General features: G+C 74.2%; 14 protein-coding genes. 5 read left to right on the plus strand and 9 right to left on the minus strand.

Translation table 11 applies throughout. The features are described 5' to 3' along the window. Positions 1-79: 79 nt before the first annotated feature. Positions 80-688 (plus strand): TetR/AcrR family transcriptional regulator, encoded by a 609-nt coding sequence (locus Asera_RS12575; RefSeq protein WP_030445760.1) that lies wholly within the window; start codon positions 80-82, stop codon positions 686-688. 50 nt (positions 689-738) lie between these two features. Here the strand turns inward: Asera_RS12575 and Asera_RS12580 are convergent, their stop codons facing one another. Genes Asera_RS12580 through Asera_RS12590 form a run of 3 tightly spaced genes read right to left on the minus strand, consistent with a single transcriptional unit; the run spans position 739 to position 3,739 of the window. After that, positions 739-1,383, minus strand: coding sequence for a response regulator (locus Asera_RS12580; RefSeq protein ID WP_030445759.1), 645 nt, complete (start codon positions 1,381-1,383; stop codon positions 739-741). Then, positions 1,374-2,528, minus strand: a complete 1,155-nt coding sequence (locus Asera_RS12585) for a sensor histidine kinase (protein ID WP_030445758.1) — start codon at positions 2,526-2,528, stop codon at positions 1,374-1,376. The genes Asera_RS12580 and Asera_RS12585 overlap by 10 nt, the downstream gene beginning before the upstream one ends. Before the next feature lie 8 nt (positions 2,529-2,536). Further along, positions 2,537-3,739, minus strand: a complete 1,203-nt coding sequence (locus tag Asera_RS12590; RefSeq protein WP_244843852.1) for a DedA family protein — start codon at positions 3,737-3,739, stop codon at positions 2,537-2,539. A gap of 278 nt (positions 3,740-4,017) precedes the next feature. Here Asera_RS12590 and Asera_RS33590 point away from each other — a divergent pair, with 278 nt between their 5' ends. Continuing rightward, positions 4,018-4,770 (plus strand): DUF2306 domain-containing protein, encoded by a 753-nt coding sequence (locus tag Asera_RS33590; protein WP_051802104.1) that lies wholly within the window; start codon positions 4,018-4,020, stop codon positions 4,768-4,770. A gap of 81 nt (positions 4,771-4,851) precedes the next feature. On the opposite strand, the gene Asera_RS12600 is transcribed toward Asera_RS33590, so the two are convergent. Beyond that, positions 4,852-5,475 (minus strand): VOC family protein, encoded by a 624-nt coding sequence (locus tag Asera_RS12600; RefSeq protein ID WP_030445755.1) that lies wholly within the window; start codon positions 5,473-5,475, stop codon positions 4,852-4,854. A gap of 135 nt (positions 5,476-5,610) precedes the next feature. Here Asera_RS12600 and Asera_RS12605 point away from each other — a divergent pair, with 135 nt between their 5' ends. Next, positions 5,611-8,448, plus strand: coding sequence for an ATP-binding protein (locus tag Asera_RS12605; RefSeq protein ID WP_244843853.1), 2,838 nt, complete (start codon positions 5,611-5,613; stop codon positions 8,446-8,448). Between the two features lie 85 nt (positions 8,449-8,533). Here Asera_RS12605 and Asera_RS12610 read toward each other — a convergent pair whose 3' ends face one another. The 3 genes from Asera_RS12610 to Asera_RS12620 form a co-directional block, all read right to left on the minus strand. Beyond that, a complete protein-coding gene (locus Asera_RS12610; RefSeq protein ID WP_051802103.1) occupies positions 8,534-9,013 on the minus strand; it encodes a hypothetical protein in 480 nt (159 codons plus the stop codon). Between the two features lie 9 nt (positions 9,014-9,022). Then, positions 9,023-9,511, minus strand: coding sequence for a peroxiredoxin family protein (locus Asera_RS12615; protein ID WP_051802102.1), 489 nt, complete (start codon positions 9,509-9,511; stop codon positions 9,023-9,025). A 245-nt stretch (positions 9,512-9,756) separates the two neighbouring features. Further along, positions 9,757-10,320: an RNA polymerase sigma factor gene (locus tag Asera_RS12620; protein ID WP_030445751.1), complete on the minus strand. Its 564-nt coding sequence runs from the start codon at positions 10,318-10,320 to the stop codon at positions 9,757-9,759. A gap of 164 nt (positions 10,321-10,484) precedes the next feature. On the opposite strand from Asera_RS12620, the gene Asera_RS12625 reads away from it, so the two are divergent. Further along, on the plus strand, positions 10,485-11,381 hold the full coding sequence (locus Asera_RS12625; RefSeq protein WP_030445750.1) for a sigma-70 family RNA polymerase sigma factor: 897 nt from the start codon (positions 10,485-10,487) through the stop codon (positions 11,379-11,381). A 69-nt stretch (positions 11,382-11,450) separates the two neighbouring features. On the opposite strand, the gene Asera_RS12630 is transcribed toward Asera_RS12625, so the two are convergent. Beyond that, complete coding sequence (locus tag Asera_RS12630) at positions 11,451-12,473, minus strand: hypothetical protein (protein ID WP_244843854.1); 1,023 nt, start codon at positions 12,471-12,473, stop codon at positions 11,451-11,453. Between the two features lie 235 nt (positions 12,474-12,708). Here Asera_RS12630 and Asera_RS12635 point away from each other — a divergent pair, with 235 nt between their 5' ends. Next, positions 12,709-13,179 (plus strand): carboxymuconolactone decarboxylase family protein, encoded by a 471-nt coding sequence (locus Asera_RS12635; RefSeq protein ID WP_030445748.1) that lies wholly within the window; start codon positions 12,709-12,711, stop codon positions 13,177-13,179. Here the strand turns inward: Asera_RS12635 and Asera_RS12640 are convergent. After that, positions 13,155-14,597 (minus strand): MFS transporter, encoded by a 1,443-nt coding sequence (locus Asera_RS12640; protein WP_212804572.1) that lies wholly within the window; start codon positions 14,595-14,597, stop codon positions 13,155-13,157. The two genes, Asera_RS12635 and Asera_RS12640, sit on opposite strands and share 25 nt — an antisense overlap. Positions 14,598-14,599: the final 2 nt, after the last annotated feature.

The following is a 14,599-nucleotide window of genomic DNA, read 5'->3' on the forward strand; positions in this document are numbered from 1 at the left end:
TCGCGCGCTCCTACTTCTGTAATGATCATTCAAGAAGTAACCTAGCAGACATTGCTAGCGATCGCTATAGAATGGGCACATGAAGACGGGCCGACCGCGGTCGTTCGATCGCACCGAGGCGCTCGAGGGTGCCATGGCCGTGTTCTGGGAGCACGGCTACGACGCGACGTCGATCGCCCTCCTCACTCAGGCGCTCGGCATCGGCGCGCCCAGCGTGTACGCGGCCTTCGGCGACAAGCGGTCCTTGTTCCTTGCGGCGCTCGACCGGTACCTCCGCACCTACGGCTCCTTCACCGAACGCGCGTTGGCTGAGGAACCGAAGGCCCGAGACGCCGTCGAACGCCTGCTGCGCGAGGCGGCGGTCGCGTACACCAGGCCCGAACATCCGCGCGGTTGCCTGCTGATCACCGCCGCGACCAACTGCTCCCCACAATCCGCTGACATCGCCGCCCACCTGCGTGACCTCCGCGCCGCGGGCCGCCGCGTGCTCCACGACAAGATCGCCACCGCGACGCGAACGGGCGACATCCCCGCCCGCACCGACCCCCGGGCCCTCGCGGCCTTCTACACCGCCGTACTCCAGGGCATGTCCGCGCAGGCTCGCGACGGCGCCACGAGAACCGACCTGGAACAGATCGCCGAGACAGCCCTCCGCGCCTGGCCAGCAGTGCCTTCCCGACTCCACTGATCCGCAGCCGCAGCCGGCCGACGCTTGCCCGCGCCGGCAGCGTCCGTCGGTCAGGTGTCGAGGTAGTGGAGGATGGCGAGGATGCGGCGGCTGTGGGTGGAGCGCTCGGGCAGGTCGAGCTTGGTAAAGATCGCGTTGACGTGCTTCTCCACCGCACTGCGGGAGACGAACAGCTGGGCGCCGATCGACGCGTTGGTGTGGCCCTGCGCCATCAGGTCCAGCACGCTGCGTTCCCGCTCGGTCAGGCGGGACAGCGGATCGGTGTGGCTGGTGGCGGCGAGCAGCTGGCGGACCACCTCGGGGTCGAAGGCGGTACCGCCGGCGCCGACCCGTACCAGCGCGTCGAGGAACTCGCCGACGTCGACCACCCGGTCCTTGAGCAGGTAGCCGACGCCGGCCGGGTCGCCGGTGAGCAGCCGCGTCGCGTACCGCTTCTCGACGTACTGGGAGAGCACCAGCACCGCGACCTCCGGCCACCGCTGCCGGATGGTCAGCGCGGCGCGCAACCCCTCGTCGGTGTGCGTCGGCGGCATCCGTACGTCCAGCACGGCCACCTGCGGCCGGTCCTCGGCGACCGCGGCGAGCAGCGCGTCCGCGTCGCCGACCGCGGCGACGACCTGGTGGCCCTCCTCGGCCAGCAGCCGGACCAGCCCCTCGCGCAGCAGCGCCGAGTCCTCCGCCAGCGCTATCCGCACGACGGCTCCGCGGCGCAGGCCGGGATCTCGGCGGTGACCAGGGTGGGACCGCCGGGTGGGCTGAACACCGAAAGCCGCCCGTCGACCGCGGCGAGCCGGCGGGCCAGTCCGGACAGGCCGGGCCCGGCCGGGTCGGCGCCGCCGCAGCCGTCGTCGTGCACCTCGATCCGGATCACGCCGGCCGCCTCGGTCAGCCGTACGGTCGCGGCGCGCGCGGTGGCGTGCTTGGCCGCGTTGGTGATCGCCTCGCACACCACGAAGTAGCAGGCCGCCTCGACGCCGGCCGGCGGGCGGGCCCGCAGCCGGTGGTCCAGCCGTACCGGCAGGCCGGCTCGTTCGGCGACCGACTCCAGCGCCGCGGGCAGGCCGGCGGAGTCCAGCGCCGACGGGTACACGCGCCAGGCCACCTCGCGCAGCTCCACCAGCGCCCGGCGGGACTCCTCGTGCGCGGCGCGCAGCAGGTCGGTGGAGCGCTGCGGGTCGGTGGCGCGGCGGGCCCGGCCGAGCAGCATGCCGAGCGCCACCAGGCGCTGCTGCACGCCGTCGTGCAGGTCGCGCTCGATCCGGCGGCGTTCGCCGTCGACCGCGGCGACCACCGCGGCCCGGCTGACCGACAGCTCGTCGATGCGGTGCTCCAGGGCGGCGCGGCCGGGCCGGACGGCCCAGTTCGCCCAGCGCAGGTCCAGCGCGGCGACGGCGATCATCCCCTGCACCGCGAGGAACGCGAGAACCAGCCCGGCCGCCGCGAGGTAGCCCACGATCGGCCAGGACGGGGTGATGCCGTCCAGCGGCCGCCCGGTCAGCCAGCCCGCCACCAGCCGCACGCCGGCGACCAGGCCGGCGCCGAACAGGGTCAGCACGGCGCCGCCGAGCAGCCCGAGTCCCAGCCGTACCAGCAGGTACCCGACGCCGCGGGCGACGTGCGGCGGGTCCGGCCGGGTGGCGGGCCAGCGGGTGGCGCGGGACAGCTCGGCGGCGGTCAGCCGGCGCAGCGCCGCGCCGACCACCCGGCGTGGCGCCGGCCGGCCCAGGGTGACCAGCACGGCCAGCCCGGCCGCGGCCAGCACCAGCGCGTCGAACGGTACGGTCAGCGCGCCCACCAGCAGCGCGGCGACGGCGCGGGCCGGACGGGGCAGGTACCGCACGGCGGCGCCTAGGCTCGGCCGTCGGGCTCGGTGGACCGGGACGAGCCGTACACGGTGCCGCGGAACCGCTTCACCAGCGTCGGCTCCCCGTCTGTCACCGGCCGCCCGTCCGCGGTTCGATCGGACCCCGGGTACGGGTGGGTCTCCGGCGCCGGGCCGGCCGCGTGGCGTGGCGCGGCGGGGTCGGCGGACGCGTGCTGCGGTCCGGAGGCGGCGCCGGCCGGCGGGAATCCCGCCGGCGAGTGCTCGCCGGAGTAGCTGGACCCGGCGTACGCACCGCCGGACCGGTACCCGCCGCTCTGCTCGGGCCGCTGGTAGCCGCCGCTGTCGTCCGGGTGGTTGCCGTCACGGCCGTCCGGGCCGTACCCGGTGCGCCCGGCCGGCGGTTGCCCGGCGCGGCCGTACGGGTCGGGGTGGCCGTACGGCTCGCGGTGGTCGGCAAGGTCGCGGTGGTCGGCGGGGGCGCCGGTGGGCAGGCCGTAACCGGCCGGGCCGGGGTCGTCGTCGACCGCCAGCGCGGCGAAGCCGGGATGGTCGTCGGCCTCGTCGGGGCCGGCGGCGGCGCGCCGCCGGCGCAGCAGCCGGGAGACCACGAAGTACGCGATGGCCAGCACGATCAGCACGATGATCGCCTTGGAGAAGTAGCTGCCGTACTTCTCGACCTTCTCCCAGTTGGCCCCGAGCGAGTATCCAGCGAGCACGAACACGGTGTTCCAGATCGCCGATCCGGCCGCGGACAGCAGCGTGAACTTCAGCAACGGCATGCGTTCCAGCCCGGCCGGCAGCGAGATCAGGCTGCGGAACACCGGGACGAACCGGCCGAAGAACACCGCCTTGGTGCCGTGCTTGCGGAAGAACGCCTCGGTGCGCTCGATCTCGTGCACCTGCACCAGCGGGATCTTCGCCGCCCAGCGCAGCACCCGCTCGCGGCCGAACGCCGCGCCGATGTAGTACATCGCGATCGAGCCGACGATCGAGCCGATGGTGGTCCAGACCAGCGCCGCGTACAGGTTGATGCTGCCGCGGCTCGCGGCGAACCCGGCCAGCGGCAGGATCACCTCGCTCGGCAGCACCGGGATGATGCTGTCCAGCGCGTTCGCCAGGCCCGCACCGGGGCTGCCGGCCACGTCCATGATCTTGGTGGCCCAGTCGGCGACCGTACCGGCGAGGCCGCCGCCGGCACTGCCGTCCGCCAGCAGGATCAGGCTCACGCGCGCATCCCCCTCGTCGCATCGCCGAGTCGGCGTCGGTTCATGCGGACCAACGCTACGGGGCCGAACTGTGCTTCCGCCATGTGGACGCGCTCCCCGTCCACCTGTGGACAACCGCAGTACGCACCGTTCACCGTGCCCTTGCCGTGCTCGGACACGGGGGCTGACCCGACCCCGGACGGGGTGAAGGCGTCAGGTCGGGTTGGGGAGGTGACGCCAGGGTGTTGCGCCGCGATCCGGACGAAAGTGGTAGCGAGCCCAGCGAGGAGGAGACCCCGATGAGTCAGACCCAGGTGCGTCCCGCGCCGACCCCGGCCCGGCGCCGGTCGCGCGGCTGGTGGCTGGTGCCGTTCGCGGCGGTGTGGCTGCTGATCCTGTCGTACATGCTGTCGGCGTACCTGCCGCCCGAGATGCGCACCAGCCGGGTACCGGTCGTCGGCCACCCGGTGCACTACTGGCTGCTGGTGGCGCACATCGGTACCGCCACGATCGCCACGCTGACCGGGTTCGGCCAGTTCTGGCCGTGGCTGCGGCGCACCCATCCGCGGGTGCACCGCTACGTCGGCCGGGCGTACTTCTTCGCCGGGGTGTTCCCGTCGATCGTGCTGGCGGTGCCGGTGGCGCTGCTGAGCTCGTTCGGCTTCGCCAACGTCGCCGGGCTGCTCGCGCTGGACGCGGCCTGGGCGGTCACCGCCGTCGCCGGACTGCGGGCCGCCGTGCAGGGCCGGTACCCGGATCATCGCCGGTGGATGATCCGCAACTTCGCGGTGACGCTCGCCTCGCTGGCGTCCCGCCCGTGGCAGCTGCTGATGTCGGTACTGGTGTTCGGGTTCGCCGACAGCCCGATCTACCACGGCGACACGCTGACGATGATCCACGATGTGGCGAGCTCCAGCGTGTGGCTCGCCCTGGCCGGCAACCTCGTGGTGGTCGAGATCTACCTGGCCCGCCGGTACCCGCACCGGGTGGCCCGGGCCGTGCCGCGGGTGCGCCGGGAGAAGGCGCCGGTGCTGGAGTCGGTGTCGCGCTGAGGTACCACCGGACGGTCGGACGGCGTCGAGGGGTCGCCGCCCGGCCGCCGCGGCCTGCGGGCCGGCGCCGCGGCCCGGCGGTCAGTGCTCGTGGGCCGGGACCAGCGCCGGGGCCCAGGCGAAGGCGTCCGGGTCGGCGAAGGTACCGGCGTCGGCGCCGATGGTGAGCCGGTGCGAGCCGGTGCCGCCGGCGTCGACCCCGAGGTCCTTGGCCGCCGCGCGCCGGGTGTACAGGGCCAGCTTGATCGGCGCGGTGCCGAACTCGACGTACTTGCTGCCGAAGCTCTTGGTCAGCGGCAGGCCACGGCCGAGGTAGTACTTCTTGGTCGCGCCGACGTCGGAGGCGCCGAGCAGCAGCACGATGTCGTCCACCCGGCGGCTGGCCGGGCCGGTGTCCTTCTTGGCCGAGGTGGCGATCTTCCAGATCACGCCGTACGGGTCGCGCAGCACGCCGGCGTAGCCCCAGAAGCCCTTCGCGGCGGGCTTGAGGGCGGTCGCGCCGCCGGCGAGCGCGGTACCCATCAGGCTGTCCACGGTGCTCGGCTGGGCCACCACCAGCGACACCGCGAAGCCGCGGAAGCCGGTCGTGGGTGGTTGCCCCCCGCGTACCCGGATCCGGTCGCCGACGCCGAACGCGGCGGCGTAGTAGGCGTCGGCCGCCGCGGTGTCGGCGACGTCGAAGGTGAGGTGGTGGATCGCGGTCATGACAGCTCTTCTCTGTACGGATCGGGCCGGTCCGGGAGGCGAACCGGGAGTGGTTTCAGCCTCTCGCCGTGGCGGTCGACGCACATCCGTGCTGACCACGGATCCGGCCCGGAGCGGTACGGGAGAATGGCCGGCGTGAGTGCGCCGGTGGAGGTCTCGGCTCGGGAAGCCGAGGTGTTGCAGCTGGTCGGGCGCCATCTCAGCAACGCCGAGATCGGGGCACAGCTGTTCATTTCGGTCCGTACCGTCGAGAGTCACGTTTCCTCGCTGCTGCGCAAGCTGGGCGCCCCGGACAGGCGGGCGCTGGCCCGGCGCGCGGCCGAACCGGCGCGGCCGGCACTGCCTGCGCCGGCGACCTCGTTCGTCGGCCGGGCAACCGAACGGGCCGAGCTCGCCGCGGCACTCGCGGCGCACCGGCTGGTCACCGCGCTCGGCGCCGGCGGCGTCGGCAAGACCCGGCTGGCCCTGGCGGTCGCGGCGGACGTGGCCGGCTCGTACCGGGACGGGGTGTGGTTCGTCGACCTGGCGCCGACCAGCGATCCCCGCATGGTCGCCGCCGCGGTGGCGGGTGCGCTCGGGCTCGGCGAGCAGCCGGGCCGCGGCATGGCCGAGTCGGTGTCGGCCGCACTGGCCGACCGGCAGGCGCTGCTGGTCCTGGACAACTGCGAGCAGGTACGCGACGGGGTGGCCGACTTCGCCGATCGGCTGCTCGCGGCATGCCCGCAGGTCACGGCGCTGGCCACCAGCCGGGCCCGGCTGCTGGTGCCGTTCGAGTACACCTACCCGGTGCCGCCGCTGTCGCTGTCCGGCGACGGTACGTCAGAGGCGGTGGCGCTGTTCGTCGACCGCGCGGCGGCGGGCGGCGCCCGGCCGGAGCCGGCGGTACGGGACGCGGTCGCGGCGATCTGCCGCCGGCTGGACGGGATGGCGCTGGCGATCGAGCTGGCCGCGGCGCGCTGGCCGGCGCTGGGGCCGGACGGCCTGGCCGCCGCGCTGGCCGACCCGCTGCGGACGCTGGCCGGTGGCTCCCGCGCGCACGACCGGCACCGTTCGGTGCGCGCCGCGCTGGACTGGAGCCACGCCCTGCTGGACCCCGATGCGCAGGCGTTGCTGCGCCGGACCTCGGTGTTCGCGGCACCGTTCACCGTCGCCGCGGCGGCCGAGGTGGCCGCGGTCGACGCCGGTAGCGCGGCCGACGCGTTGGCCCGGCTCACCGAGCAGAGCCTGCTGGTGGTGTCCGCAGCGCCGGCCGGCACCCGGTACCGGGCGCTGGAGACGATCCGGCAGTACGGGGCCGAGCGGCTCGCGGCGGCCGGCGAGGAGGCCGACACCCGGGTCCGGCAGCTGCGCTGGTGCCTGGCGGCCGCGGCCGAGCTGGCCGCGGGCGGCGACGACTGGCGGGCCCGGTTCGACGCGGTCGCCGACGACCTGCGTGCGGCGCTGGGCTGGGCGGCCGACCGCTGCGCACCGTCGCCGGACATCGCCCCGCCCGGGACACTCGGTGACACCGCGCCGACGGGCCCGCGCCTGGCGGCGCTGCGGGAGGACGCGTGCCTGCTGGCGAGCCGGCTGGCGGAGCTGGCGTTCACCCGGAACCTGACCGGTGAGTCGCAGGCCCGGTACGAGCAGGCCGCCGGGCTCGCGGCCGACCCGGCACGGGCGGCGCCGATGCTGCGGCGGGCCGCGGCCGTGGCCGGCTGCCGCACCCGCGGCGACGACGCGTACCGCCTGCACCGGGCGGCGGCCGAGGCGGCCCGCGCGGCCGGCGACCTCGCCGGCGTCGCGACCGACCTGGCCACCGCCGCAACCTGCGCGTACCGGTTCTCCACCAAGTTCGAGCGACTGCCGGCCCCGGCCGAGGTACTGGCGCTGCTGGCCGAGGCGCGGCAGCTGGCCGGCGCCGACCCGGCGGCGCGCGCGGCGGTGGCGCTGGCCGAGGCCGGGGTGCTCGCGGACGCCTTCGGGGCGGCGCAGGGCCCGCCGGACAACGCGGTACCCGACACGATCGCCGCGGCCGAGCGGGCGGTGACGCTGGCCCGCCGTACCGGGGACCCGATCGCCGAGTCTGCGGCGCTGGACGCGCTGACGGGGGCGCAGAGCTGGGCCGGCGACACGTTCGGTACCGCCGCCACCGCGCGGCGCCGCATCACGCTGCTGCGGTCGCTGCCGGTGACGCCGGCCAGCGCGCACGAGCTGGTCGACGCGCTGGGCATGGCGGTGGAGACCAGCCTGGGCGTCGGTGACCTTCCCGGCGCGTACCGCTGGGGGCGGCAGCTGGCCGACCATCCGTTGCTGGCCGAGGTCGGCCACCGGGCGACCGCCTGGCTGCTGGTCGCCGACGCGCTGGCCGGCAACGTGGCCGGGATCGGTACCCGCAGCGACCGGTTCCGCGAGGGCTGGCGGCGCGCCGGCAGCCCGGCGACCGCGGTGTTCACCCCGGCGGCGACCGGGGTGGCGGCGATCCACGCGCTGCGCGGCGACGAGGCGGCGCGGCGCGAGTGGGAGGCGATCCGGGACCGGCTCGGTACGCCGCCGGAGCACGCCTACGGCTACGGCGCGGTGTTCGACGCGCTGCGGTTGCTGCACGAGGGCGAGGTGGCGGCCGCGGTCGACCGGACCGCGCCGGAGCCGGACGAGGTGTGGAAGTGGGTCACCTGGATCTGGCTGCACTGGTACGTGGCGCTCCGGGCCGAGGCCGCCGTACTCGCCGGCGATCCCGCCGCGCGCGACCGGGTCGCCGCGGCCCGGACGATCGTGGCCGGCAATCCGGTGGCTACCGCGCTGGTCGAGCGGGCCGCGGCGCTGCTCGACGGCGACCGGGACCGGCTGCTCGCCACCGCTGCGGCGTTCGACGTCGCCGAGTGCGGCTACCAGGTGGCCCGTACGTTCGTGCTGGCCGGCGGCGAGCACGCCGAGCGGGGCGCCCGCATGGTCGCCGAGCTCGGCCTCGCCCCGATGACCCCGCCGCCCTGAGCGCTCGCCCGGGCGCGTCGGTTCGGGACCGCGGCCGCGATGCGCTTCGCCCGTCGCTGGCACCGCGTCGTTTCGGCCGCGCGGGTCAGTCCATCGTCTCGGTGCGGGCGATCTCGGCCAGCGCGGCGCGGAGGTAGCCGGCGAGCGGGTGCGGCGCGCCGGCGGCCAGCCGGGCGATCAGCAGCGGGCCGTGCCCGGCCACCTCGGCCGCGGCCAGCGGCAACGGTTCTCCGTCGGCCTCGTGCACGCCCAGCGCGCCGGCGATCAGCGTCATCGCCACGGTCGGGTCGAACTCCGGGTACCAGCGGGCCGCGCCCGCGCAGTCGGTGAGCACGGCGCGCAGGTCGTCGCCGGTCAACCCGTCCGGGTAGCGCTCCTCCAGCAGCAGCCGCACCGTCTCGCCGGCCACGATGCCGACCTGCTCGGCGTGGTGACCGGCGAGCCGGGCGGTCGCCACCTGGTACCCGTCGGCGTCGGTGTCGCGGGCCGCGGTCACCGCGGCGACGGTCGCCTCGGCGATGCCGCGGGCCGGCTGGGGCAGGTCGTACCACTCGGAGCTGTGCACCCCGCCGTTCTAGCAGACCGCGCCGTCCGTCGCCCCGGTGGCGTCGCCGGTGCGCAGCGCGTCGACCGCGGCGAGGATGCCGGCCCGGTCGTACCCGCCGGTCGGCACCGTGGCGGCGCGCACGTACCGCACCGTGCCGGCCGCGTCCAGCAGTACCGTGCCGGACTGCTGCATGGTGCCGAAGATCCGTCGGCCCAGGCCGACCCGCTGGTGCGGGCGGTCGCCGCGGCCCACCAGCACGGGGAAACCGACGTCGCGCCGGTCCCGCCAGGCCGCTGCCGTGGCGCGGTCCTCGGGTACCACCAGCAGGATGCGAACGCCGGCCAGCTGCGCCGCGTGGGTGGCCAGGTCCCGGACGTGCCGGTTGCACACCGGGCAGGTACTGGACCGCAGGAAGTACAGCAGGACGGGGCGACCGCGATGGTCCGACAGGCGCACGGGGTGACCGGTGGTGTCCTCGAACGTCAGGTCCGGAGCCGGCGATCCGATGGCGAGCATGACGAGTTTCCTTCCTTCGATGGGTGTCCGCCGCGAAACGCGCGGCGGGCCTGGTGCGACGGGTTCCGCCGCGAAACGCGGGCGGCGGGCCCGGTGCGACGGGTTCCGCCGCGAAACGCGGGCGGCGGGCCCGGTGCGACGGGTTCCGCCGCGAAACGCGGTCGCCGCGGAGCACGGGAGGCGGAGCGCGGGACGACGAGGTCCGCGGCGAGACGCGGGCCTGGTACGGCGACGGACCGGTGCGGTCAGCCGCGCCCGGCGCCGAGGCCGGTGTCGCGCAGGTCCCGGCGCAACGCCGCACGCGCCCGGTGCAGCTGGGACTTCATCGCCGCGGTGCTCAGCCCGAGCGACTCGGCGACCGCGCCTCCCGGGTGGCCCAGCACGTCGCGCAGGATCAGTACCCGGCGTTGGGTGTCCGGCAGCGCCCGGATCGCCGCGGCGACCCGCTGGGCGTCGAGCCGGTCCAGCGCCTCCTCCTCGGCCGATCCGGCGGGCGCAGCGGGCCGGTCGGCGGCCTCGGCCGGGATCTCGCGGCGCCACGACCGGGCCCGGCGCAGGCACTCGTTCCGGACGATCCGGAACATCCACGACGTCAGGGCCGCGGTGGCGCGCAGGGTGCCGATCTTGCGGTACAGCACGATCAGTGCTTCCTGCGCCGCGTCCTCGGCGTCCTGGCTGGTGGCGCACAGGTGCGCGGCGAAGCGCCGGACGTGCGGGTGGGCGCCGTGCACCACCGCGGTGAGCGAGTCGAGGTCACCCGCCTGCGCGGCCTCGATCAGCTGCCTTGATGCCCATCCCGGTCCGGCCAACGCCGCCTCCCGTGCACCGTGCGGGCCACCCGGCGGCCCGCGTTCGATCCGTCCGGGACAAGAGCGTCCGGCGGCGGGAAAGGATTCGCGTTCGGCGAATCCGTTACCTTGGCCGGCCGGTACCCGTCATGGTCATGACGGAACGTGTGCAGGAAGGTAGCACCATGACGGGAACGGGGCCGGAGACGCTCGCGGCGGCGTTCGAGCGGCAGCGCGAGCGGCTGGTCGCGGTGGCGTACCGGATGCTCGGGTCGCGGGCCGACGCGGAGGACGCGGTGCAGGAGGCGTGGCTGCGGCTCAACCGGCAGGACGCCGACCGGATCGACAACCTGGCCGGCTGGCTGACCACCGTGGTCGGCCGGATCTGCATCGACCTGCTGCGCGCCCGCACCGCGCACCCCGAGGTGTCGTACGAGCAGCGGCTGTCCGAGTTCGTGGTGACCGAGGACGACGACGAGCAGCCACCGGACGAGGCGGTACTGGCCGAGTCGGTCGGGTTGGCGCTGCTGGTGGTGCTGGACACGCTCGGCCCGGCCGAGCGGCTGGCGTTCGTGCTGCACGACATGTTCGCGATGCCGTTCGACGACATCGGCCGGATCCTCGACCGGTCCGCGGACGCGGCGAAGATGCTGGCCAGCCGGGCCCGCCGCAAGGTGCAGGGCACGCCGCGACCGGCCGATGACCGGCAGCGGCAGCGGGAGGTGGTGGACGCGTTCCTGGCGGCCTCCCGGTCCGGCGACTTCGAGGGGCTGCTGCGGGTACTCGACCCGGACGTGCGGTGGACCGTGCACACCGCCCGCGGTGCGGTGGTGCGGCACGGTGCGGTCGAGGTCGCCGAGCGCGCCCGGCTCGGTGCCACGACCGCGCTGGACGCCCGCCGTGCGCTGGTCAACGGCGAGCCCGGGATCGTGGTGCACAGCCGGGACGGCCGGGTGGTCGGCGTGATGGCCTGCACGGTCGCCGGCGGGAGGATCGTCGAGATCCTCTCCGTCAGCGACCCGGTGCAGCTTGCCGCGGTCGAGCTTCCCGGCCGCCGGGGCCCCGGCCGGCACGACGGGTGACGATCGGCGGGCGCCGCCCGCGGGATCGTCCCGGCCGTGCCGGCCGGTGGCCGGAGGCGGATCGGACGATCAGGGGGCGGTGAACCCGTTGAAGTAGTGCACGCCGTCATGGGCGGTGTCGCTCGACGAGTTCTTGCGATTCGTGCTGAACCAGAGGTGGCTGCCGGCACCGATTCCGACGCTCTCGATCTCGAACAGGGTCGGGTACGCGCTGGAGGTGATCCGGAAGGACAGATCGTCGGCCGAGTAGATGGTGCCGGAGGCGGTGGAGATGTTCCGGTACACCAGCACGATGCTGACGTTCTCGTAGGTCATCGGAAAGTACACGGTGTTGCTGTCGTAGCCGAACCCCTGGTTGACGTACGAGCTGATGTTGTCGATGGTCTTGCCGTTCACCTTCGCGTGCACGACGTCCAGGCTGAACGCGGAGCTGAGCGCGATGGTCCCGCTGGTCGCGCTGCGCGGCAGGGTGCCGCGGTAGAAGGTCCGGCCGCTCTTGAACAGGAAGTTGATGGTGCTCGCGGTCTTGCTGGTGATCTTCACGCCGGACATGGACTTGTTCGCACCGTCGTACTGGAGGGTGTAGCTGCCGACCTTGTAGAAGGTGGTGCTGACGTACTTGAGCTTCACCACGCTGGTGCTGCCGGCCTTCATCGTCACGACGAACATGTAGTAGTTGCCGTCGGTCGAGCTGAGCACGACGTCGTTGGCGTGACCGAGATAGGTCGCGTAGGTGGTGCCGTTGTCTCCGTTCTTCATCAGGGTGGTCGTGCCGTCGCTCATCCTGGTGCGGTAGATGACGGCCTTGTTCTCGTCGCCGTTGATCTTCACCGAGTAGGTGTAGCTGGACCCGACGGCGAACCCTTCGGCCGCGTAGCAGCTGTTCGCGTTCCCGAGCGTCGCCATGGTCGTGTAGGTGTTGAAGTAGCCCGTGCTGGCCGCGGGGCGCACCACCGAGGCGGTGCGGGCGGTCGTCGTGCCGGGGCCGGCCTTGGTGCCCTCGGCCGAGGCGTGCTGGGTGCTGGCGGCGCCGATGGCGACGAGCGCCACGGCTGCCATGACTGTGCCGGCGGTACGTCTGAGCATTCTCATCCGTGAATCCTCCGATCTATCAGCTTTGATAGTGACAATACCGTTTTTCGATGCGAAGAACGACCCTTCACCACCACGGATGGTCGTTCCGGAGCTTCGGGTCGATTTCGCCGCCGGCTGATCTCGGCCGCCGACGGCCGGCGTACCGGCGCCGGCGCCTGGCGGACCGGGAGCGTTACATCTCGGGGCGCTGCTTCGTCGGGTAGGTGAAGCACATCGACACGAGGAGATCACCATGCAGGCTCGGCTCGACATGATGGCCACCGAACTCGGCCCGAAGCTCGTCAAGCACCTGGTCGCGTCGCACCGCGCCATCGCCGCTTCCGGCGTACCGGAGGCGACGCTGAACCTGGTCGACATCCGGGCCAGCCAGCTCAACGGCTGCGCACCCTGCCTGGACATGCACACCAAGGAGGCGATTGCGGCGGGCGAGACCTCCGTACGGCTCAACCTGGTCGCCTGCTGGCGCGAGGCGAGCGTGTTCACCGAGCCGGAGCGGGCCGCGCTGGAGCTTGCCGAGCAGGGCACCCGGCTGGCCGACAGCACCGGCGTCGACGAGGACGTGTGGCGCAACGCGGCCAAGCACTACGACGACGAGCAGCTGACGGGGCTGGTCGCGCAGATCGCGCTGATCAACACGTTCAACCGGCTCAACGTCATCACCCGCCAGGTCGGCGGCAGCTACCAGGCCGGCCAGCTCGGCTGAACCGTACCTGGGGGCCGCGGCAGTGCCGTCCCCCAGGTACGCCCGTCATCGCCCCCGGCGCCAACCCGGGCGGGCGATGCGGCCGGCCGGGCCACCGCGGTCAGCAGTAGCGTCAGCGCGGTCGCGGCGGCGCCGATGCCCACGCAGGTCACGAAGCCGCCGGTGAGGTCGGTCCCGGCACCGAGCAACGGACCGAACGTCGCGACGCCGATCGCGGCGCCCACCTGCCGGGACGTGTTGAAGGCCGCGGACGCCGCGCCGTGCAGGTCGGGCGCCACCGCGGCGATCGACTGCGAGGTCATCGTGGGCACCAGCAGCCCGGCGAAGAACCCGGCAGGGACCAGCGCGACCGCGAGCGACCAGAGCCCGCCGGCGGTACTCGCCCAGGCCACCGCCAGCAGCGTCGCGGTCAGCGCGACCTGACCGAGGACGAGGACGCCGCGGCGGCCCAGGCGCTGCGCGAGCGGCGCGGCGCACAGGCTGCCGATCGAGATGAGGCCGGTGAGCGGCAGGAACAGCAGCCCGGCCCGCAGCGGGTCGAGCCCGCGGCCCTGCTGCAGCAGCAGGGTCAGCGCGAACAGCAGCCCGTAGAAGGTGAAGTTGAACAGGGCGCCCTGCCCGGCGCTGCTGGCGAAGCCGCGATCGGCGTACACACCGGGCGGCAGCAGCGGCGCGCGGACGGTCCGCTCGGCGCGGACGAAGCCGACCAGCCCGGCCAGTGCCAGTACCACCGCGGCGACGACCGCCGGGTTCGACCAGCCCCGGGTCGGCGCCTCGATGAACGCGAACACCAGCCCGCCGATCAGTACGATGGCCGCGAGCATTCCGGCGGTGTCGAAGCGCCGCCGGCCCCGCGGTACGGCGGGCATCGTGCGCAGGCTCCAGAGCACGGCCGGGACGGCGATGACCACGTTGACCGCGAACACCGCGCGCCAGCCGGCCGCCGCGACCAGGAGGCCGCCGAGCAGCGGTCCGGCCGCCATACCGACGCCACCGGCGGCGGTCCAGGCGCCGACGAGCCGGTGCCGGGTCCGCTCGTCCGGGGCGGACGCCGTCGCCAGCACCAGCGCGCTGGGCAGCAGCAGCGCGGCGCCGGCGCCCTGGGCCAGCCGGGCCACGTCCAGCGCGGACATCGAGCCGGCGGCGGCGCAGATCGCGGAGGCCGCGCCGAAGACCAGCAGCCCGGCGACGAACGTGCGCTTGGCCCCGAGTACGTCGGTGACCGCGCCGGCGGCGAGCATCGTCGCGGCGAACGACAGCGTGTACGCGTTGACCGCCCATTCCAGTTCGCTGCGGGAGGCGTGCAGGTGCGCGGCGAGTTGTGGCAGGGCGACGGTCACGATCGTCCCGTCCACGAAGACCATGAACGCCGCGACCAGCGCGAGCAGCACGACACCGCGTCGATGTTCGAATTTCATGG

Origin of the sequence: Actinocatenispora sera (genome assembly GCF_018324685.1) — a bacterium.
Classification (GTDB): Bacteria; Actinomycetota; Actinomycetes; order Mycobacteriales; family Micromonosporaceae; genus Actinocatenispora; species Actinocatenispora sera.

Bases quoted from the DNA above. Each gene is read 5' to 3' on its own strand.
- Asera_RS12575 (WP_030445760.1), top strand. From the start codon at position 80: ATGAAGACGGGCCGACCGCGGTCGTTCGATCGCACCGAGGCGCTCGAG.
- Asera_RS33590 (WP_051802104.1), top strand. From the start codon at position 4,018: ATGAGTCAGACCCAGGTGCGTCCCGCGCCGACCCCGGCCCGGCGCCGG.
- Asera_RS12600 (WP_030445755.1), bottom strand. From the start codon at position 5,475: ATGACCGCGATCCACCACCTCACCTTCGACGTCGCCGACACCGCGGCG.
- Asera_RS12615 (WP_051802102.1), bottom strand. From the start codon at position 9,511: ATGCTCGCCATCGGATCGCCGGCTCCGGACCTGACGTTCGAGGACACC.
- Asera_RS12625 (WP_030445750.1), top strand. From the start codon at position 10,485: ATGACGGGAACGGGGCCGGAGACGCTCGCGGCGGCGTTCGAGCGGCAG.
- Asera_RS12630 (WP_244843854.1), bottom strand. From the start codon at position 12,473: ATGAGAATGCTCAGACGTACCGCCGGCACAGTCATGGCAGCCGTGGCG.
- Asera_RS12635 (WP_030445748.1), top strand. From the start codon at position 12,709: ATGCAGGCTCGGCTCGACATGATGGCCACCGAACTCGGCCCGAAGCTC.
- Asera_RS12640 (WP_212804572.1), bottom strand. From the start codon at position 14,597: ATGAAATTCGAACATCGACGCGGTGTCGTGCTGCTCGCGCTGGTCGCG.